Source organism: Burkholderia sp. BCC1988, from assembly GCF_905339895.1.
Classification (GTDB): domain Bacteria; phylum Pseudomonadota; class Gammaproteobacteria; order Burkholderiales; family Burkholderiaceae; genus Burkholderia.
The window spans coordinates 11,939-29,608 of sequence record NZ_CAJPHA010000006.1; the positions used below are offsets into that span (position 1 = coordinate 11,939).

Sequence of the window (17,670 nt, forward strand, 5' to 3'; positions counted from 1 at the left end):
GTCAGGCCTCCGCGCTGCGTCCCTTCGGGGCGAACATGCCCTGCGGACGTTTCTGGATGAACAGCACGATCATCACGAGCACCGCGATCTTCGCGAGCACGGCGCCCCAGAACGGCTCGATCGCCTTGCTGACGAGACCGAGCCCGAAGCCGCCGAGCACGGTGCCGGCGATCTGGCCGACCCCGCCGAGCACGACCGCCATGAACGAATCGATGATGTAGTTCTGCCCGAGGTCGGGGCCCACGTTACCGATCTGCGACAGCGCGCAGCCGCCGAGGCCCGCGATGCCCGCGCCGAACGCGAACGCATACGCGTCGACGCGCGCGGTCTTCACGCCGACGCACGCGGCCATCCGGCGGTTCTGCGTGACCGCACGCACGAACAGGCCGAGCCGCGTCTTCGTCAGCACGCCCCACGCGACGCACACGACCGCGAGCGCGAACGCGAGGATCGCGAGCCGGTTGTACGGCAGGATCAGGTTCTGCATCACGGTGACGCCGCCGCTCATCCACGACGGGTTCACGACCTGCACGTTCTGCGCGCCGAACAGCATGCGCGTCGCCTGGATCAGGATCAGGCTCACGCCGAAGGTCGCGAGCAGCGTCTCGAGCGGGCGGCCGTACAGGTGCCGCAGCACGAGCCGCTCCAGCACGACGCCGACCAGCGCGGCCGCCGCGAACGAGACGGGCACCGCGACGAGCGGATACCAGTCGAACGCGGCCGGCGCGTAGCGCTGGATCAGCGTCTGCACGACATAGGTTGCGTACGCACCGATCATCAGGAATTCACCGTGCGCCATGTTGATCACGCCGATCAGCCCGTACGTGATCGCGAGGCCGAGCGCCGCGAGCAGCAGCACGCTGCCGAGCGACAGGCCCGCGAACACGGTGCCGGCGATTTCGCCGCGGCGCTGCAGCGCGTGCAATGCGTCGAGGCCTTGCTGCGCGGCGTCGCGCACGCGCGCGTCGGGTTCCGTGTAGCTGCCGTCGGCATTCTTCGCGACGAGCGGGCGCAACTGCTCGATCATGTCGAGGTCGCGGCGCGCGGCCACCACCTGCACGGCTTCCAGACGCTTCGCCGGATCGGCGTCGTGCAGCGCGGCGATGGCCCACAGTGCGTCGAGGCGGCGCTTCAGCGCGGGATCGGTTTCCTTCGCGCGCGCGCGATCGATCATCGGCTTGAGCGCCGGGTCGGGCGACTTCAGCAGCGCATCGATCGCGTCGCGGCGCGCGGCGACGTCGGGCGACGCGAGTGCGAGGCCCGACAGCGCGCCGGCGATCTTCGTGCGCAGCAGGTTGTTGAGCATCACGGGCTGCGCGTCGCCGGCCGGCGTCGCGGCTTGCGTGAGCGCGTCGTGCGCGGTGTCGCCGGTCTGGATCAGCAGGCGGCCGTCGCCGGTCGCGAGCGCGTCGCCGCTCGACAGCGCATTGAGCAACGCGACGGCGCGCGGGTCGGCATCGGCGGCGAGACGGTCGACCGCGGCCGTCTTCGCGTCGAAGTCGTCGCCGGCGAGCGCGGCGGTATCGGCGGCCGTCAGGGCGAACGCGGCGTGCGGCAGTGCGCCCGCCAGCGCGGCACAGGCGACGACCGCGACGGCGGCGCGGCGAAAGCGTGTAGGCATCGGGAGATCCTGTCGGGCGTGGGAAAGCGGGTTCGTGCGGCGGTGCGCGTGCGATGCGTTACGGTGAGTACCGGCATTCGCGCACCGGCCTGCAAGCGGAGCGCCACGCCGGTGCGCCGCGCCCCGCATCGCATCAGGCCAGCGCCGCGCGCTGCCGGCGCAGGAACGCCGGGATCGAGCTGACGATGTCCGGCTTGCCCTGGTTGCCCGCGATGAACGGGCTCCACGGCTGCGCGCGCACCGCGGTCTTCGTCTTCCACACGACGTTGAATTGCCCGTCGCCGCGGATCTCGCCGATCATCACCGGCTTGTGCAGGTGATGGTTGCCGTCCATCGAGAGCGTGAAGCCCGAGGGGCCGGCAACGGTCTGGCCGATCATCGCGACGCGCACCTTGTCGACGTCGGTGCTCTTCGCCTTTTCGACGGCCTGCTTCCACATGTGGATGCCCACGTAGGTTGCCTCCATCGGATCGTTCGTCACGCGCTTCGCACCGCCCGGCAGGTTGTTCGCCTTCACCCACGCGGCGAACTGGTCCTTGAACTTCGTGTTGGTCGGGTTCTTCACCGACATGAAGTAGTTCCACGCGGCGAGATGGCCGACGAGCGGCTTCGTGTCGATCCCGCGCAGCTCTTCCTCGCCGACCGAGAACGCGACCACCGGCACGTCGGTCGCCTTGATCCCCTGGTTGCCGAGTTCCTTGTAGAACGGCACGTTCGAATCGCCGTTGATCGTCGAGACCACGGTCGTCTTGCCGCCCTGGGCGAAGTTCTTGATGTTCGCGACGATCGTCTGGTAATCGCTGTGGCCGAACGGCGTGTAGACCTCCTGAATGTCGGCGTCCTTCACGCCCTTCGATTTCAGGAACGCGCGCAGGATCTTGTTGGTCGTGCGCGGATACACGTAGTCGGTGCCGAGCAGGAAGAAGCGCTTCGCGCCGCCGCCTTCCGCGCTCATCAGGTACTCGACGGCGGGGATCGCCTGCTGGTTCGGCGCGGCGCCCGTGTAGAACACGTTGCGCGACATTTCCTCGCCTTCGTATTGCACCGGGTAGTAGAGCAGGCCGTTCAGTTCCTCGAACACCGGCAGCACCGACTTGCGCGACACCGACGTCCAGCAGCCGAACACGCACGCGACCTTGTCCTGCGTGAGCAGCTGGCGCGCCTTCTCCGCGAACAGCGGCCAGTTCGATGCGGGATCGACGACCACCGGCTCGAGCTTGCGGCCCATCACGCCGCCGTTCTTGTTGATCTCGGCGATCGTCATCAGCGCCGTGTCCTTCAGCGACGTTTCGGAGATCGCCATCGTGCCCGACAGCGAATGCAGGATGCCGACCTTGATCGGGCCCGTGCCCGCATCGGCCGCGTGAGCGAACGGACTCTTGCCTGCCAGCGCGAGTGCACCGGCCATCGAACCGAACTTCAACAGACTGCGACGTTTCATCGGGATCCCCTTGTCATGTTGGATGTGCGTGCGCCGTGGCGGCGCCGGCATCGGAGTAACGCAAGGCATGTGCCAGTCGCGCCGATGCACGCCAGGCGTGCCTGTGCGGGGCGGCGCGGGGCGCCGGCGCGGTGCGCATGACGCGTCGTGCAGCATGCGCGATCCGTTGCGGTGCGCTCGCGCGGGCGCAAATGGTGCACGGCGGGGCCCGGGTTCGAGCGCGTGCGCCGCACGTCGAAGGAGGTGCGGCGCGGGATCGATGCGCACGCATCCGGCCGTGTCGTGTCGGCGTCGCGTGCACACGGCTTGGTCATGAAGTGCCAGGGGAAGGGCGAGGCGCTCCGCTCGACGGGTGCGTTGCCCGGGTTCTCGCCGCCTCGCGTCATCGAGCGGACGCGGATGGCCGGCGTGCGGAAACAAACGGAAGAGGATGGAACGGTGCAGCAGAAACGCAAACGGGCGCGCGATGCGCGCCCGTTCGGCGGGACTGGAGCGATCGGCTATTACTCGCCGGTCGCCGTGGCGGCGCGCGATGCGCCGCCGGGAAGGTCAGTAACGCGGTACGGACGGATCGACGTCACGCGACCACGCGTCGATGCCGCCCTGCAGGTTGTACAGCTTCGTGAAGCCGCGCGATTCGAGGAACATCGCGACTTGCGCGCTGCGCATCCCGTGATGGCACACGCAGACGATTTCCGCTTCGTCGTCGAGCTCCTCGCTGCGCGCGGGGATCTGGTGCATCGGGATCGACACGCTGCCGGCGATCTGCGCGGTCGAGATTTCCCACGGCTCGCGCACGTCGAGCACGACCGGCGCGGGGCGCGCCGGATCGCGAAGCCATTCCGCGAGCATCGCGGGCGTCAGGATCTGCATGGGGCCGCCGCTCAGAACTTGAAACGCGACGGTTCGATCGCGTTGACGAGGTGGTCGACGTAGGTTTCGAACACGTCGGCGACACGGTACTGCTTGTCGTCGATGCGCGTGATGACCTGCGCCTTCATCACCGGACGGCCGCCGACGAACGCCGACAGGCGGCCGCCGATCTTCAGCTGTTCGAGCATCTGCTGCGGCACGACCGGCAGGCCGCCCGCGACGCAGATCACGTCGTACGGCGCCTTGTCGGGCCAGCCGAGCGAACCGTCGCCGAGCGCGACTTCCGCGTTCGTCACGCCGTCGTTGCGCAGGTTGTCGGCCGCGAACTTCGCGATGGCCGGATCGATCTCGACGGCGGTCACGTGCTGCGCGCGATGCGCGAACAGCGCGGCCAGGTAGCCCGAACCCGCACCGATCACGAGCACGTTCTCGTGCTTCTTGACCGCCAGTTCCTGCAGCACGCGCGCTTCGACGCGCGGGAACAGCATCTTGCTGCGGCCGCCGGGCAGCGGCAGCTCGAGGTCGGCGAACGCGAGATCGCGGTGTTCGGGCGACACGTAGTGTTCACGCTTGACGATCGACAGCAGGCCCAGGACGTCCAGATCCAGCACGTCCCACGGCCGGATCTGTTGTTCGATCATGTTGAAACGCGCGTTTTCGATATTCATGGTGTGGTCACGCAGCCAGGTCGGCCATCAGCGGGGATAGAGAAACTTCGTGATTGTACCAAACGGGGCGGCGGCGAAGCCTTCAGACGGCCTGCAACAGACCTTTACGCCTTGCTCTTCTTGATCTGCGCCTCGAACGCGAGGTCGAGCTTGCTAGCCTTGCGCGGCTTTTTGGGGCCGAATTCGTCGACGAACCTCACGAATTCGTCGAGCGGCAGCGGCTCGCTGCGTTTCTCGGCGGTGCCGCCGGAGCGGTCGACCAGGTAGAACAGGCCGCCCGCCATCGCGACGGCGGCGAACTGCGGGTTGCCGGAACGGGTCTTCAGGCGTTCGACCGCGTGGGTTGCTTTGGTGGTGCGCATCGTGCGGGTTCTTGCAGGGGCGTGGAGCCCCTTACTTTATCAAACCGGCCGCCCGCATGCGGCCGTGCGATGTCAGACGGTGCGCGAGTAGCGTTGCCGCGGCGTCTGGCCGAGGTATGCGTCGAACGCCATCGCGATGTTGCGCACGACCATCCGGCCAGCCGGATGGATCGTCAGGCGGTCGCCGGCGACGGTCAGCAGGCCGTCCTGCTCGAACCCGCGCAGCGCGTCGAGCTCGCGCGCGAAGTGATCGGCGAAGCGGATCCCGTGCGCCGCCTCGATATGCGAGAACGGCAGTTCGAGGTTGCACATCAGCTGCGTGATCACGTCGCGGCGCAGCCGGTCGTCGGGCGTGAGCCGCACGCCGCGCGCGATCGGCAGCCGGCCCGCGTCGAGCGCGGCGCCATAGGCCGGCAGGTCCTTCGCGTTCTGTGCGTAGACGTCGCCGACCTTGCCGATCGACGACACGCCGAAGCCGACCAGGTCGGTATCCGCGCGCGTGCTGTAGCCCTGGAAATTGCGTTGCAGCGTGCCGTTGCGCTGCGCGCGCACGAGTTCGTCGGAAGGCCGCGCGAAGTGGTCCATCCCGATGTACACGTAACCGGCCTGCGTCAGCATGTCGATCGCGAGGCCGAGCAGTGCGATGCGCGTTGCGGGCGGCGGCAGCGTCGCGTCGTCGATCTGCCGCTGCATCTTGAACAGGTGCGGCATGTGCGCGTAGCCGAATACCGACAGGCGGTCCGGCGCGAGCTCGATGATCGTCTCGAGCGTGCGCGCGAACACGGCGACCGTCTGGTGCGGCAGCCCGTAGATCAGGTCGACGCTGACCGATTGGAAGCCCGTCGTGCGCGCGGTCGACAGCAGGTCGGCCGTCATCGCGAGCGGCTGGACCCGGTTGATCGCCTGCTGCACGACCGGATCGAAATCCTGCACGCCGAGGCTCAACCGGTTGAAGCCGATGTTGCGCAGGTGGACGAGCGTCGCGGGCGTGACCGTGCGCGGGTCGATCTCGATCGAGAACTCGGCGTCGGCGTCCGGCGCGAGCGCGAAATGTTCGCGGGTGGCCGCCATCAGCTCGGCCGTTTCGTCGTCGGACAGGAAGGTTGGCGTGCCGCCGCCCCAGTGAAGCTGCGTGACCGGGCGCGCGGGATCGAACAGCGCGGCCTGCAGCGCCAGTTCGCGCTTCAGTTGCTCGAGATACGGGCGCGCGCGGCGGCGGTTGTTGGTCGCGATCTTGTTGCAGCCGCAATAGAAGCAGGCCGTGTTGCAGAACGGGATGTGAAAGTACAGCGACAGGTCGCTCGCCGACGCGCCGGGATCGCCCGCGGCGCGCACGTAGTCGGCCGGGTCGAATTCGTCGCGGAACTGCAGCGCGGTGGGGTAGGACGTATAGCGCGGCCCGTTTGCGCCGTACTTCGCGAGCAAATCGGGACGGAACAGTGTGTCGGCAGAACCGGAACTCATGATGGTCTCGCGCTTTTTGGATGCTCTGGAGTATATGAACGCGCGTTCCGGCTGCATTGTGTAATAACGTCGCAGCCGGCGGTGGCACAATGCGCGGTGGGCTGCCGCACGCTGCGTCCGGTTGCCGCACCGTTTTTTGTTGTTCGTGAGAGAGCCGAGTGTCCGTCGAAATGCCTGTCCGTCCGGCGCCCGCCGAGGTCCCGCCGCCGCATGCGTGCCGCGAGGGGTGCGGCGCATGCTGCATCGCGCCGTCGATTTCCTCGCCGATTCCGGGGATGCCCGACGGCAAGCCGGCCGGCGTGCGCTGCGTGCAGCTCGGCGACGACCTGCGCTGCCGGATCTTCGGCCGGCCCGAGCGGCCCGCGTGCTGTTCCGGGCTGCAGCCGTCCGCCGAGATGTGCGCTGCGTCGCGCGACGACGCGCTCGCGTGGCTGACGCGCCTCGAGATCGCGACGCAGCCGTCGCCCGGCGCGGCCCGCTGACGCGCTGCCCGCGCTGTCGCGCTGTCGTTTGCCGGCGCGCGCATGGAACCGGCGACGCGCGTCGAAGCACTAACTTCGGTCCCCAGCGCCACATGGGGCGGAGCCGATAGCCAGACTGCCGCTTCGCCCGATACAGGAGATTGTCCAGCATGACCGCATCTTGCACGCCAGGCCGGCGCCGCTTCCTCGCCGCTTGCGCCGGCGCCATCGGCGTGTCGGTATCGCTCGCCGCCTGTGCGTCGACGTTTCCGTTCATTCCCGATCACTACACGTTCTCGCGCGGCGACGTGCAGAAGGCCGTCGCGCGCAAGTTTCCGTACCAGAAGACGGTCGCGCAGGTCGTCGACGTGTCGCTGGCGAATCCGGCCGTCAACCTGCTGCCCGACCAGAACCGCGTCGCCGTGCAGCTCGATGCGCATTTCGCGAGTCCGTTCCTGAGCGAACCGGTGAGCGGCAAGTTCACCGTGTCGGGCCAGCTGGCCTACGACGCGCCGAGCCGCTCGGTCGTGCTGAAGGCGCCGGCCGTCGACAGCCTCGTGCTCGACGGCAACGCGCAGATGTACGCGCAACAGGTCGGCGCGGCCGCCGGCCTGCTCGCGACGCAGGTGCTGACCAATTATCCGATCTATACGTTCAAGCCCGAGCAACTGCAATTTGCCGGCGTGAACTACGAACCCGGTACAATTACGATTCTTACAAACGGCATACGCGTGGCGATCGTCGAAAAGTGACGGCGCACCGCGCGCGGCCGGGCGGGCCGCGGCGGTGACGCGGCCCTTTCTTTCGACTACTTCGGAGTTGGGCCACGGATGGACTGGATCCTGATCTGCAAGGCATTGATCCTCGGCGTCGTCGAGGGGCTGACGGAATTCCTCCCGGTGTCGAGCACCGGCCACCTGATCGTCGCGGGCAGCTTCCTGAATTTCAACGATGCGCACGCGAAGACCTTCGACGTCGTGATCCAGTTCGGCGCGATTCTCGCGGTCTGCTGGGAATACCGGCAGCGGATCGTGTCCATCGTGTCCGGGCTGCCGAGCCGGCCCGACGCGCAGCGCTTCACGCTGAACGTCGTGATCGCGACCATTCCCGCGATCGCGCTCGGCCTGCTGTTCGAGAAGAAGATCAAGGCCGTGCTGTTCTCGCCGGTGCCGGTCGCATTCGCGCTCGTCGTCGGCGGCGCGATCATCCTGTGGGCCGAGGCGCGGCAGCGCGAACGCAGCGAGCCGCCGCGCGTGCAGTCGGTCGATGCGCTCACGCCGCTCGATGCGCTGAAGGTCGGCCTCGCGCAATGCTTCGCGCTGGTGCCGGGCATGTCGCGCTCGGGCTCGACGATCATCGGCGGGATGTTGTTCGGCCTCGATCGGCGCGTCGCGACCGAATTCTCGTTCTTCCTCGCGATTCCGATCATCTTCGGCGCGACGCTCTATGAAACCGTCAAGGACTGGCAGGCATTCACGGTCGACTCGCTCGGCCTGTTCGCGCTCGGGCTGGTTGCCGCGTTCGTCAGCGCGTTCGTGTGCGTGCGCTGGCTGCTGCGCTTCGTCGCGACGCACGACTTCACCGTGTTCGCGTGGTACCGGATCGCGTTCGGCCTGTTCGTGCTGCTGGTGGGCTACAGCGGGTGGCTGAACTGGGCGTGATGCCGGTGCGGGGGCGAGGACGCTTCCAATGACAAACGGCCCGATCGGCAGCAGATGCCGGTCGGGCCGTTTGTCATTGCGCGGCGCGCAGCGTGCGTCGTGCCGCTGCGCGTCGTGTTCAGCCGGCGCGCTTGCGGAACACCAGGTCCCACACGCCGTGGCCGAGCCGCAGCCCGCGCCGTTCGAACTTCGTGACGGGGCGGTAGTCGGGGCGCGGCGCGTAGTCGGCGGCCGTGTTTTCGAGCGTCGGTTCGGCGCCGAGCACTTCCAGCATCTGTTCCGCGTAGTTCTGCCAGTCGGTCGCGCAATGCAGGTACGCACCCGGTTTCAGGCGCGATGCGAGGTGCGCGACGAGCGGCGGCTGGATCAGCCGGCGCTTGTGGTGACGCGCCTTGTGCCACGGATCCGGGAAGAAGATGTGCACGCCGTCGAGGCTTTCCGGCGCGAGCATGTGCTCGAGCACTTCGACCGCGTCGTGCTGGATGATGCGGATGTTCGGCAGGTCCTGCTCGCCGATCAGCTTCAGCAGCGCGCCGACGCCCGGCTCGTGCACCTCGACGCCGAGGAAGTCGTCGCCCGGGCGATGCGCGGCGATTTCCGCGGTCGACGCGCCCATCCCGAAGCCGATTTCCAGGATGCGCGGCGCGCGGCGGCCGAACACGGCGTCCCAGTCAGGGATTTCAGCGGCGTACGGCACGACGAAGCGCGGGCCCAGATCGTCGAGCGCGCGGCGCTGGCCGGTCGACACGCGGCCGGCGCGCGTCACGAAGCTGCGGATGCGGCGTCGGTGCAGCGGATTGACTTCGTCGGCGCCGTCGGCGGCTTCGTCGGGAAGGGCGGCGTCGTCCGGCGGCAGGCCGGCTTCGTTCGGATCGTCGTGCATCATCGGTGACAGAGAAAGGCTTGGTTCGGGCGCGGGCCCGTTACGCCCGTTACGCGCAGCGGTGCTGCCGGATGGACAGGCAGATGGTACAAAAAAGCCGCCTTCGACGAGGCGGCTCTTGCGCAGGCTGCCGAGCAGCCGAAGGTGGAGCGGGCGATGGGAATCGAACCCACGTCATCAGCTTGGGAAGCTGAGGTAATGGCCATTATACGACGCCCGCAGAACGCGTAATTCTACAGGGTTTGGCGCGAATGTTGCAAGCGAGGCGTTTTGAGGCGTTTTGGCCGCCGGCCTTGAAACCGGCATTGCCCGGTGGCGGTGCGATCGATCGCCGGTAATGAGCGTCAAGAATCGGCCTGCGGCGGTACGTCAACGCAAGGCCGTCCGGAGCCTGCATGCGGGCCCATGTCGAAAATGGACGAGTCGGTGTCGGACGCATACAAGCTGCGGTGCAGCTTTCGAACTAACGTGACAGACCTCTTACCCGATCGTTAGTCTGGAGCTGACATGTCCGATTTCATCACCGTTCTGCGCAAAACCTGCCCGACCCCGGTCCTCGACGCGACCAAGTGGAAGCGTATCGGCGGCGATCCGCACACCGTGAACCTCAACGCCTACGTCTCCAAGGACGGCAGCAAGATCATGGGCACCTGGATCTGCACGCCGGGCAAGTTCGAGGTGAACTACGAGAAATGGGAGTACTGCCACTTCCTCGACGGCTACTGCATCATCACGCCGGAAGGCGAGGTGCCTGTGCACCTGAAGGCCGGCGACGTGTTCGTGATCGAACCCGGCATGAAAGGAACGTGGGAAGTGGTGGAGACGGTGCGCAAGTACTTCGTCTTCGCGTGAGCGTGTGGATCGGCTCGGGCTGCGCCAACGCGCCGGTCGCACCGACGCGTTGAGCCGCACCTTCAGCCGATACCGACGAACAGCGGTTTCAGCCGGGGACCGCCAGCAGCGAACGCCGGCCCAATAAAATAAAACGCGTTCCGGTTCGGAAACAGCTCGCCGAGCGTGGTCGCACGCTCGGCCGGTTCCACTATCGCGCGCGATCGCGCAAGCGCCTATGATGCAGCGATCCGCCCGTCACGCCGGCTGCCGCGCGTGCATGGCCCGCGAACGCCGAACGTTTTCCCGGAACCCCGACCATGCGCATCACCGACATCCGCGAGCAGGCGATCCCGGTTTCCCGCTATGCCGATCCGGCGATTCCGTCGGGCGGCCTGACGACGAGCGTCGTCGCGATCGTCACCGATGTGGTGCGCGATGGCCGGCCGGTCACGGGCTATGGCTACGCGTCGGTCGGCCGCCATGCGCAGGGCGGGCTGATTCGCGAACGGTTCGCGCCGCGTCTGCTGGCCGCCGCGCACGCCATCGCCGACGACGCCGGCACGAACCTCGATCCGTTTCGCGCATGGCGCGCGATGATGGCGGGCGAGAAGCCCGGCGGGCACGGCGAACGCTGTGTCGCGGTCGGCGTGCTCGACATGGCGATCTGGGATGCCGCCGCGAAGATCGCGGGCCTGCCGCTCCATCGCTTCGTCGCCGACCGGCTCGCGCGCGACGCGGCGCCCCGCGTGCGCGTCTACGCGGGCGGCGGCTACCGTTATCCGCACGACGATCTCGCGCACCTGTCGGACGAGATGCGCCGCATCGCCGATCTCGGCTACACGCACGCGAAGATCAAGATCGGCGGCCCGGATATCGACCAGGACATACGCCGCATCGAAGCCGCCGCGGCCTGCCTTGCCGACAGCTCGCATCTCGCGGTCGACGCGATGAACGGGTACGACGCGACGAGCGGCCCCGCTGCCGCCGCGCGGCTGGCCCCGTTCGAACTCTGGTGGTTCGAGGATCTGTGCGACCCGCTCGACCTGCCGCTTCATGCGGACCTGACTGCGCAATACGCGCCGCCGGTCGCGGCCGGCGAGGCGTTGTTCTCGCTCGCGGAAGCGAAGCTGCTCGAGCGCTACGGCGGCCTGCGCCCTGACCGCGACGTCCTCGTGTTCGATCCGGTGCATTGCTATGGCCTGCCGGGCTACCTGCAGATCGTCGACCATTTCGTGTCGAATGGCTGGCGGCGCGATGCGTTCTGGCCGCATGGCGGTCATCTGTTCTCGCTGCACGTCGTGTCGGCGCTCGGGCTCGGCGGCGCGGAAGTCAGCCCGTTCGCGTTCCATCCGTTCAGCGGGCTGGCGGACGGCGCAACGGTCGACGCCGGCTACACGCCCGTGCCGCAGGCGCCGGGCATCGGTTTCGAGCTGCATGCCGATGCCTGTCGCGCGTTTCGCTCGGTCGCGGGCCGCTGACCGGCGCCGCCGGTGTCAGCGCGCGTCGATTGCGAAGCGGGCCGTGCATGCTTTGGCGGGCCGGCTTGGCGTCGATGCCGCCGTCAGCCGATCGCGTGCACGCCGACCAGCAGCAATGCGCCGACGACGATCAGCAGCAACGCATGAATGCGCGTGCCCATCACGCACACGGTCGACCCGACCGCGATCGCCCGCGCGGCCCAGCCGCCGTCGAGCGCGCGCAGCAGCACCCAGACCGACGCGAGGATCATGCCGGCCGCGACCGGGCGCAGGCCGGCTTCGAGTGCGATCTGCCAGCGTGCGCCCTGGTGCCGCCGCCACAGATGCGCGACGCCGTAGATCAGGAACGCGGTCGGCCCGAACAGCGCGAGCGTCGCGATCACCGCGCCCCAGAAGCCCGCCACCTGCCAGCCGATCAGCGTCGCGAGCAGCGAGCCGGGGCCGGGCGCCATCCGCGCGATCGCGAAGTCGTTCACGAACTGCGTGGCCGTCATCCAGTGATGCACGTCGACGACCTGCCGCTGGATGTCGGCGATGATCGCCTGTCCGCCGCCGATCGTCGCGATCGACAGCGGCGCGAACACGCCGAACAGGGCTGCATAGCGCGACGGGGTCGTCATCGTTCGGCGCTCCCGGCCGCGGCGGCGCCCGCACGGCGGTATTCGAGCGCGACGCTCAGCGTGCCGCCGATCAGCACGGTCCAGACGAGCGGCCAGTGCAGCACCGCCACCGACACGAACGTGAGCGTCGTCACCGCGAACGGCAGCGCGCGGCGCGGCAGCCGGCGCACCGCGGTGATCGCCATCGAGATCGACAGCCCGATCGCCGCGGCGGCCGCGCCCGCGAGTGCGACATGCGTGAGCGGAAAACGCGTGAGCGTCGAGAACGCGACGCCGAACAGCACGATCAGCACGGCCGGCGGCGCGATGACGCCGGTGAAGCCGGCCACCGCGCCGCGCCATCCGGCCAGCCGGTAGCCGATCCAGATCGCGAGGTTCTTCACGTTGACGCCCGGCAGCGCCTGCGACAGCGCGAGGCCGTTGAGGAACGCCTCTTCGTCGAGCCAGCGCCGCTCGTGCACGAAGTCGCGCATCATGCGCCCGCTCAGCCCGCCGCCGAAGCTGGTGAGGCCGATTTGCGCGAACGCGATGAACAGGGCGAGGACGCCGGGGGGCGGGGCAGCGCCGTCGGGCGGCGCGGGTGCGATCGGGGTGGCGGGCGAAGACATCGGACGGACAAGGCGCGGCGGGTGGGCAGTCGCCCATGGTAGCAAGCGGTGCCTGTCAGCACGCTGACATCGGGCCGGCGAGGATGCTTGCCCAACGACGTCGGCGCGCCCGCCGAAACCGGCGCGCGGCTAGGCCCGCACGACCGTCACGCCCGCGGCCTCGATCGGCTCGGTCAGCGCCGCATCGGTTTCCCGTTCGACCACGATGGCCTGTGCGAGCGCGAGCTCGCCGATCACGAACTGCGACGCCGCACGCAGTTTGGATTGCGACGCCAGCACGATCGTCTCGCCGGCTCGCGCGGCCAGCGCGCGCTTGATCGCCGCTTCCTCGAAGTCGCCGGTGCTGAGCCCCGCGACCGGATGAACGCCCGTGACGCCCATGAAATACAGGTCGGCGTGGATGCGCGCGATGCCTTCCATCGCCGCGGCGCCTACCGCGACGATCGAATGCTTGTACAACCGTCCGCCGATCAGGATCACGTCGATCGACGGATGCGCCGCCAGCGCGACGGCGACGCTCGGGCTGTGCGTGACGATCGTCGCGCGCAGGTCGGGCGGCAACTGGCTGACGAGCAAGGCCGACGTCGTGCCGCCGTCGACGATCACGACCTGTCCGGGCGCGATCATTTGCGCGGCCCGGCGTGCGATACGCCGCTTTTCCGCCGTGTCGAGCGTCTCGCGCTGCGCGAACGGCGCGACGGCCGGCGACGCCGGCAGCGCGCCGCCGTGCACGCGTTGCAGCAGGCCTTCGGCCGCCAGCTCGCGCAGGTCGCGGCGCACCGTGTCCTCGGACACGCCGAATTGCGCGCTCAGTTCGACAGCCAGCACCTGGCCGTCGCGGGCGAGCGCGTCGAGGATCGCTTTCTTGCGTTGGGTCGTCAGCATCGTGTTTGCACGAAATTTCTTGAAATTGCACGAATATGCACGTTACCATGAGTGCCATCACTTGTCGAATGGGAGGCCGCCATGGCCGCAACGCGGGACCGCGTCCGCATCGTCGATACGACGGTGCTGTCCGATGACTGGTATGTGCTGAAGAAGGTCACGTTCGATTTCCTGCGCCGCGACGGCACGTGGCAGCGCCTGAGCCGCGAAACCTACGATCGCGGCAACGGCGCGACCATCCTGCTGCGCAACGCGGCGACGGGCGACGTGCTGCTCACGCGGCAGTTCCGGATGCCGGCGTTCGTCAACGGACACGACGGGATGCTGCTCGAAGCCGCCGCGGGCCTGCTCGACGACGCGACGCCCGACGCACGCATCCGTGCCGAGGCCGAAGAGGAAACCGGCTATCGCGTGCGCGGCGTGCGCAAGGTGTTCGAGGCGTTCATGAGCCCGGGCTCGGTGACGGAGAAGCTGCATTTCTTCGTCGGCGAATACGATGCGTCGCTGCGCACGGGCGACGGCGGCGGGATCGCGGAGGAGGGCGAGGATCTCGAGGTCGTCGAGATGCCGGTGCACGCGGCGCTGGATGCCGTCGAGCGCGGCGAGATCGTCGACGCGAAGACGATCATGCTGCTGCAGTACGTCGCGCTGCGTGAACCGGCGGGCGGGCGCGCAACGACGGGATGATGCCGCGGCGCGGCACTCGAACGGGCGTATGATCGCGCGACGCCATTCGTACACCGTTCGACGCTACCGCTGCGCCATCATGCCGATTTCCGATTCGCCCGACTCCACCGGTTCCGCCGATTCCAACGCCGCTGCCGCGCCACTGCCGGCGCATCTGGTCGCGTCCGCCGTCGAGGCGCTCGCGCGGGCCGATGCGCTGCTCGTGACGGCCGGCGCCGGCATCGGCGTCGATTCGGGGTTGCCCGATTTCCGCGGCACGGACGGCTTCTGGCGCGCGTATCCGGCGCTGCGCCACGCGCGTTTCGAATTCCACGAGATCGCGTCGCCGCAGGCGTTCCGCGCGCATCCGCAGCTCGCATGGGGCTTCTACGGGCACCGTCTCGAACTCTACCGTCGCACGGTGCCGCACGCGGGCTTCGCGATCCTGCGGCGCTGGATGGACGCGATGCCGAACGGCGGCTTCGTGCTGACGAGCAATGTCGACGGCCAGTTCCAGAAGGCCGGCTTCGATCCGGCGCGTGTCGTCGAGATTCACGGTTCGATTCATTCGATGCAATGCCTGCGACCCTGCTCGGACGACACGTGGGACGCCGCGCCGTTTACGCCCGACGTCGATGCGGCCGCGTGCCGGCTGGTCGGCGAGCTGCCGCGCTGCCCGCGGTGCGGCGGCCTCGCGCGGCCGAACATCCTGATGTTCGGCGACCACGGCTGGCTCGGCGAACGCTACGACGCGCAGGAGCGGGCGCTGCACGACTGGATCGCGCGGGCAGGACGGGTGAGCGTCGTCGAGATCGGCGCGGGCACCGCGATTCCGACCGTGCGGCTGCTGAGCGAACGGCTCGGCGCCGACGTGATCCGCATCAACGCACGCGAAGCCCATGCGCGCCGCGCGGACGTGATCGGGCTGAAGGGCGGCGCGCTCGCGACGCTCGCCGCGCTCGACCGCGCGTGGCACGGCGTTTGAACGCCGCACCCCGGCACGGCCTGCGTTCGCCCGTTGCGGTTGGCCGACGAGCGCCTGCACGAGCGCCGGGGCTTGTCGCATGGCTCGGCGATTGAACGCCGCACCCCGGCACGGCCTGCGTTCACCCGTTACGGCTGGCCGACGAGCGCCTGCACGAGTGCCGGTGCTTGCGGCGAACCGAGGCCGGTCACGTAGTCGTAGCCGCCCGCGGCGTTGCAGACGCTGCCGCAGCTGCCGTTGGACCCGGTCGTGACGTCGTGATAGTCGCTGCCGTAGGCGTTTTTCCCGACCGTATAGAGCGTGTTGTAGGTACCGCTCAACGGGCTTTTGCCGGCCGCGGCGCGCAGCGAATTCGCGATTGCGACGAGTGCCGACCATTGCGGCGCGCCCGCGCTGGTGCCGCCGACCTGGAACCAGCCCGCCTGCCCCTGGTAGGTGACCGAGTCGTACACCGCGAAACCGCTGGACGGGTTCGCGTCGTAGCTGACGTCGGGCACGCCGCGCTTGCCGGCGACCGGCACCGGCCACGCGGTCTGGCCGGCCGGTTCGCCCTCGACGGAACTCACGCCGCCGCCGCTGCCGCTCCACGCGGCCTCGCCGACGTAGGCGCCGGACGCGTCGGTGGACAACGTCGTGCCGCCCACCGCCACCACGTACGGCGACGCCGCCGGGTACTCGGTGCCGGTGCCGCTGTCGCCGGACGACGCGACGAACGTGACACCCGATACGTTGAAGTGGCTGTCGAAGCCGGTTTCGCTGTTGAACTCGTTGCCGCCGAAGCTCATCGACACGACCGACGCGCCGCGCTTGACCGCGACGTCGACCGCGGCCATCAGGTCGTTGAAGCTGGCCGACGCGGCCTCGACGAGCACGATTCTCGCCTTCGGCGCGATCGCATGCACCCATTCGACGTCGAGCGATATCTCGAGCGCCCAGCCCGAATCGGCCCTGGGCCGCGCGCCGCGTGCATATACCTTGGTGAAGCAACCGTTCGCCGTGGTGCAGGCCGGCAACGAGAACGCGTTGCTGAACACGCCGAGATCGGACTCGATCCGCGGGTCGTCGTACGCGTCGACGATCGCAACGACCATCCCGTCGCCCTGGTTGGCGATCGTGTCGAATCCGTACGCGTGCCGGGTGAGCGCCGGCGTGAGGCCGGCCACCGTGGCCGTGCTTGCGCGCGGTTTCGTATGGAACGGCGGACGGGCGAATCCCTTGGGTGCACGGGCGCCCTCGACGTAGGGCGGCGGCCCGTTGTCCGCGGCGAGCGCGACGCTCGACGCGAGCAGCGACGCGCACAGCGCCGGTATCAACATGGAAGACAGGCGGATATTGTTCATTCTTCGAATCTCCATGTCGATGGAGTAGGGGGCGAAACAATTCTACGAAATCGGCTGCGTAAATTGCATCGGATATCGAACGAATACGGGAATATCTGATGAGGGTAAATACGTGAAATACCAATGGAATGCGGCGTTCAAGCGCTGGCGTGCCGCCCGATGAAGCTGATCTTTCCGGTATTAAAAATCTGATAAATAATCGACGCCGGTTTGATTTGTAATGTCCGGCGTAATCGATTGGAAAAAATCGATTGCGGCACGGATGCCGGAATAACGAAATGCGTGATGCCGGTGCGACGCGATCCGGGCCGCGTCCGCCGGTCCTCCGGCATTGCCGCCGCGGCGCGATTGCGCATACAGTTCGGCGTAGGCCGCATCCGCGATGCGGGCTCGTCAGCGAGGAGTTCCCTTGTTCTATTCGATGGTCGCGATCTTCGTCGGCGCCGGACTCGGCGCATTGCTGCGCTGGTTCCTGAGCCTTGGGCTCAACGCGTTCTTTCCCGCCGTGCCGCTCGGCACGCTCGCCGCGAACCTGATCGGCGGCTACGTGATCGGCGTTGCCGCCGTCGTTTTTACCACCCGCGTCGGGCTGCCGCCCGAGTGGCGGCTGTTCGTGATCACCGGCTTCCTCGGCGGCCTCACGACGTTCTCGACCTATTCGGTCGAAGTGATGACGCACGCGGTGCAGGGCGAATTCGGATGGGCGTTCGCGGTGGCTGCCCTACACTTGACTGGATCGTTCACGCTGACGGCGCTCGGCATGTGGACCGCGCGCGCGTGGTTCGCGGCGGCCTGAGCGCGCCGGCACCGGGAGGACGCG

Annotated in this window: 20 protein-coding genes and 1 tRNA gene; 8 read left to right on the forward strand and 13 right to left on the reverse strand. The window is 68.3% G+C overall.

Annotated features, from left to right (window positions below; all coding sequences use genetic code 11):
* Position 1 precedes the first annotated feature (1 nt).
* From urtB to hemN, 6 genes are all read right to left on the reverse strand, one after another.
* The gene (urtB, locus tag U4012_RS09975; RefSeq protein ID WP_321798169.1) at positions 2-1,621 is read right to left on the reverse strand and encodes an urea ABC transporter permease subunit UrtB; all 1,620 of its coding nucleotides are present in this window, start codon (positions 1,619-1,621) and stop codon (positions 2-4) included.
* A gap of 133 nt (positions 1,622-1,754) precedes the next feature.
* On the reverse strand, positions 1,755-3,062 hold the full coding sequence (urtA, locus tag U4012_RS09980; protein ID WP_124571046.1) for an urea ABC transporter substrate-binding protein: 1,308 nt from the start codon (positions 3,060-3,062) through the stop codon (positions 1,755-1,757).
* Between the two features lie 549 nt (positions 3,063-3,611).
* The gene (locus U4012_RS09985; protein ID WP_321798172.1) at positions 3,612-3,935 is read right to left on the reverse strand and encodes a rhodanese-like domain-containing protein; all 324 of its coding nucleotides are present in this window, start codon (positions 3,933-3,935) and stop codon (positions 3,612-3,614) included.
* Between the two features lie 11 nt (positions 3,936-3,946).
* On the reverse strand, positions 3,947-4,603 hold the full coding sequence (locus U4012_RS09990) for a protein-L-isoaspartate O-methyltransferase family protein (protein WP_044846257.1): 657 nt from the start codon (positions 4,601-4,603) through the stop codon (positions 3,947-3,949).
* A 104-nt stretch (positions 4,604-4,707) separates the two neighbouring features.
* On the reverse strand, positions 4,708-4,965 hold the full coding sequence (locus U4012_RS09995; RefSeq protein WP_044846256.1) for a hypothetical protein: 258 nt from the start codon (positions 4,963-4,965) through the stop codon (positions 4,708-4,710).
* 72 nt (positions 4,966-5,037) lie between these two features.
* A complete protein-coding gene (gene hemN / locus U4012_RS10000; RefSeq protein ID WP_321798175.1) occupies positions 5,038-6,429 on the reverse strand; it encodes an oxygen-independent coproporphyrinogen III oxidase in 1,392 nt (463 codons plus the stop codon).
* Positions 6,430-6,599: 170 nt separating this feature from the next.
* Between hemN and U4012_RS10005 the strand changes: the two genes are divergently transcribed.
* The 3 genes from U4012_RS10005 to U4012_RS10015 all read left to right on the forward strand — a co-directional run bounded on the left by U4012_RS10005 (position 6,600) and on the right by U4012_RS10015 (position 8,551).
* Positions 6,600-6,911 (forward strand): YkgJ family cysteine cluster protein, encoded by a 312-nt coding sequence (locus U4012_RS10005; protein ID WP_321798177.1) that lies wholly within the window; start codon positions 6,600-6,602, stop codon positions 6,909-6,911.
* A gap of 149 nt (positions 6,912-7,060) precedes the next feature.
* Positions 7,061-7,642: a DUF1439 domain-containing protein gene (locus tag U4012_RS10010; RefSeq protein ID WP_044846254.1), complete on the forward strand. Its 582-nt coding sequence runs from the start codon at positions 7,061-7,063 to the stop codon at positions 7,640-7,642.
* 78 nt (positions 7,643-7,720) lie between these two features.
* Entirely contained in the window at positions 7,721-8,551 is an 831-nt protein-coding gene (locus U4012_RS10015) for an undecaprenyl-diphosphate phosphatase (protein WP_044846253.1), read from the forward strand.
* A gap of 118 nt (positions 8,552-8,669) precedes the next feature.
* On the opposite strand, the gene trmB is transcribed toward U4012_RS10015, so the two are convergent.
* Positions 8,670-9,437: a tRNA (guanosine(46)-N7)-methyltransferase TrmB gene (gene trmB, locus U4012_RS10020; protein WP_059605632.1), complete on the reverse strand. Its 768-nt coding sequence runs from the start codon at positions 9,435-9,437 to the stop codon at positions 8,670-8,672.
* 142 nt (positions 9,438-9,579) lie between these two features.
* A tRNA-Gly gene (locus U4012_RS10025) sits at positions 9,580-9,654 on the reverse strand.
* Between the two features lie 287 nt (positions 9,655-9,941).
* On the opposite strand from U4012_RS10025, the gene U4012_RS10030 reads away from it, so the two are divergent.
* Positions 9,942-10,286, forward strand: a complete 345-nt coding sequence (locus U4012_RS10030; RefSeq protein ID WP_321798182.1) for a cupin domain-containing protein — start codon at positions 9,942-9,944, stop codon at positions 10,284-10,286.
* Positions 10,287-10,585: 299 nt separating this feature from the next.
* Entirely contained in the window at positions 10,586-11,746 is a 1,161-nt protein-coding gene (locus U4012_RS10035) for an enolase C-terminal domain-like protein (RefSeq protein ID WP_321798184.1), read from the forward strand.
* Between the two features lie 83 nt (positions 11,747-11,829).
* Here the strand turns inward: U4012_RS10035 and U4012_RS10040 are convergent, their stop codons facing one another.
* From U4012_RS10040 to U4012_RS10050, 3 genes are all read right to left on the reverse strand, one after another.
* On the reverse strand, positions 11,830-12,366 hold the full coding sequence (locus tag U4012_RS10040) for a chromate transporter (RefSeq protein WP_321798186.1): 537 nt from the start codon (positions 12,364-12,366) through the stop codon (positions 11,830-11,832).
* Positions 12,363-12,974, reverse strand: a complete 612-nt coding sequence (locus tag U4012_RS10045; RefSeq protein WP_321798188.1) for a chromate transporter — start codon at positions 12,972-12,974, stop codon at positions 12,363-12,365. Before U4012_RS10045 ends, U4012_RS10040 begins: the two co-directional genes overlap by 4 nt.
* 129 nt (positions 12,975-13,103) lie before the next feature.
* Complete coding sequence (locus tag U4012_RS10050) at positions 13,104-13,859, reverse strand: DeoR/GlpR family DNA-binding transcription regulator (RefSeq protein WP_044846306.1); 756 nt, start codon at positions 13,857-13,859, stop codon at positions 13,104-13,106.
* An 81-nt stretch (positions 13,860-13,940) separates the two neighbouring features.
* Here U4012_RS10050 and U4012_RS10055 point away from each other — a divergent pair, with 81 nt between their 5' ends.
* Positions 13,941-14,546: an NUDIX domain-containing protein gene (locus tag U4012_RS10055; protein ID WP_321798191.1), complete on the forward strand. Its 606-nt coding sequence runs from the start codon at positions 13,941-13,943 to the stop codon at positions 14,544-14,546.
* A gap of 79 nt (positions 14,547-14,625) precedes the next feature.
* The gene (locus tag U4012_RS10060) at positions 14,626-15,510 is read left to right on the forward strand and encodes an SIR2 family NAD-dependent protein deacylase (protein ID WP_321798193.1); all 885 of its coding nucleotides are present in this window, start codon (positions 14,626-14,628) and stop codon (positions 15,508-15,510) included.
* Between the two features lie 128 nt (positions 15,511-15,638).
* Here the strand turns inward: U4012_RS10060 and U4012_RS10065 are convergent, their stop codons facing one another.
* Positions 15,639-16,850, reverse strand: a complete 1,212-nt coding sequence (locus U4012_RS10065; RefSeq protein WP_321798195.1) for a S53 family peptidase — start codon at positions 16,848-16,850, stop codon at positions 15,639-15,641.
* Positions 16,851-16,987: 137 nt separating this feature from the next.
* Positions 16,988-17,206, reverse strand: coding sequence for a hypothetical protein (locus U4012_RS10070; protein ID WP_321798198.1), 219 nt, complete (start codon positions 17,204-17,206; stop codon positions 16,988-16,990).
* A gap of 53 nt (positions 17,207-17,259) precedes the next feature.
* Between U4012_RS10070 and crcB the strand changes: the two genes are divergently transcribed.
* On the forward strand, positions 17,260-17,646 hold the full coding sequence (gene crcB, locus U4012_RS10075) for a fluoride efflux transporter CrcB (protein ID WP_321798200.1): 387 nt from the start codon (positions 17,260-17,262) through the stop codon (positions 17,644-17,646).
* The last annotated feature ends 24 nt before the right edge of the window (positions 17,647-17,670 follow it).

What these genes read in the sequence shown, in the direction of transcription:
- urtB (WP_321798169.1), bottom strand. Translation starts at nt 1,621, where the DNA reads ATGCCTACACGCTTTCGCCGCGCCGCCGTCGCGGTCGTCGCCTGTGCC.
- urtA (WP_124571046.1), bottom strand. Translation starts at nt 3,062, where the DNA reads ATGAAACGTCGCAGTCTGTTGAAGTTCGGTTCGATGGCCGGTGCACTC.
- U4012_RS09985 (WP_321798172.1), bottom strand. Translation starts at nt 3,935, where the DNA reads ATGCAGATCCTGACGCCCGCGATGCTCGCGGAATGGCTTCGCGATCCG.
- U4012_RS09990 (WP_044846257.1), bottom strand. Translation starts at nt 4,603, where the DNA reads ATGAATATCGAAAACGCGCGTTTCAACATGATCGAACAACAGATCCGG.
- U4012_RS09995 (WP_044846256.1), bottom strand. Translation starts at nt 4,965, where the DNA reads ATGCGCACCACCAAAGCAACCCACGCGGTCGAACGCCTGAAGACCCGT.
- hemN (WP_321798175.1), bottom strand. Translation starts at nt 6,429, where the DNA reads ATGAGTTCCGGTTCTGCCGACACACTGTTCCGTCCCGATTTGCTCGCG.
- U4012_RS10005 (WP_321798177.1), top strand. Translation starts at nt 6,600, where the DNA reads ATGCCTGTCCGTCCGGCGCCCGCCGAGGTCCCGCCGCCGCATGCGTGC.
- U4012_RS10010 (WP_044846254.1), top strand. Translation starts at nt 7,061, where the DNA reads ATGACCGCATCTTGCACGCCAGGCCGGCGCCGCTTCCTCGCCGCTTGC.
- U4012_RS10015 (WP_044846253.1), top strand. Translation starts at nt 7,721, where the DNA reads ATGGACTGGATCCTGATCTGCAAGGCATTGATCCTCGGCGTCGTCGAG.
- trmB (WP_059605632.1), bottom strand. Translation starts at nt 9,437, where the DNA reads ATGATGCACGACGATCCGAACGAAGCCGGCCTGCCGCCGGACGACGCC.
- U4012_RS10030 (WP_321798182.1), top strand. Translation starts at nt 9,942, where the DNA reads ATGTCCGATTTCATCACCGTTCTGCGCAAAACCTGCCCGACCCCGGTC.
- U4012_RS10035 (WP_321798184.1), top strand. Translation starts at nt 10,586, where the DNA reads ATGCGCATCACCGACATCCGCGAGCAGGCGATCCCGGTTTCCCGCTAT.
- U4012_RS10040 (WP_321798186.1), bottom strand. Translation starts at nt 12,366, where the DNA reads ATGACGACCCCGTCGCGCTATGCAGCCCTGTTCGGCGTGTTCGCGCCG.
- U4012_RS10045 (WP_321798188.1), bottom strand. Translation starts at nt 12,974, where the DNA reads ATGTCTTCGCCCGCCACCCCGATCGCACCCGCGCCGCCCGACGGCGCT.
- U4012_RS10050 (WP_044846306.1), bottom strand. Translation starts at nt 13,859, where the DNA reads ATGCTGACGACCCAACGCAAGAAAGCGATCCTCGACGCGCTCGCCCGC.
- U4012_RS10055 (WP_321798191.1), top strand. Translation starts at nt 13,941, where the DNA reads ATGGCCGCAACGCGGGACCGCGTCCGCATCGTCGATACGACGGTGCTG.
- U4012_RS10060 (WP_321798193.1), top strand. Translation starts at nt 14,626, where the DNA reads ATGCCGATTTCCGATTCGCCCGACTCCACCGGTTCCGCCGATTCCAAC.
- U4012_RS10065 (WP_321798195.1), bottom strand. Translation starts at nt 16,850, where the DNA reads ATGAACAATATCCGCCTGTCTTCCATGTTGATACCGGCGCTGTGCGCG.
- U4012_RS10070 (WP_321798198.1), bottom strand. Translation starts at nt 17,206, where the DNA reads ATGCGCAATCGCGCCGCGGCGGCAATGCCGGAGGACCGGCGGACGCGG.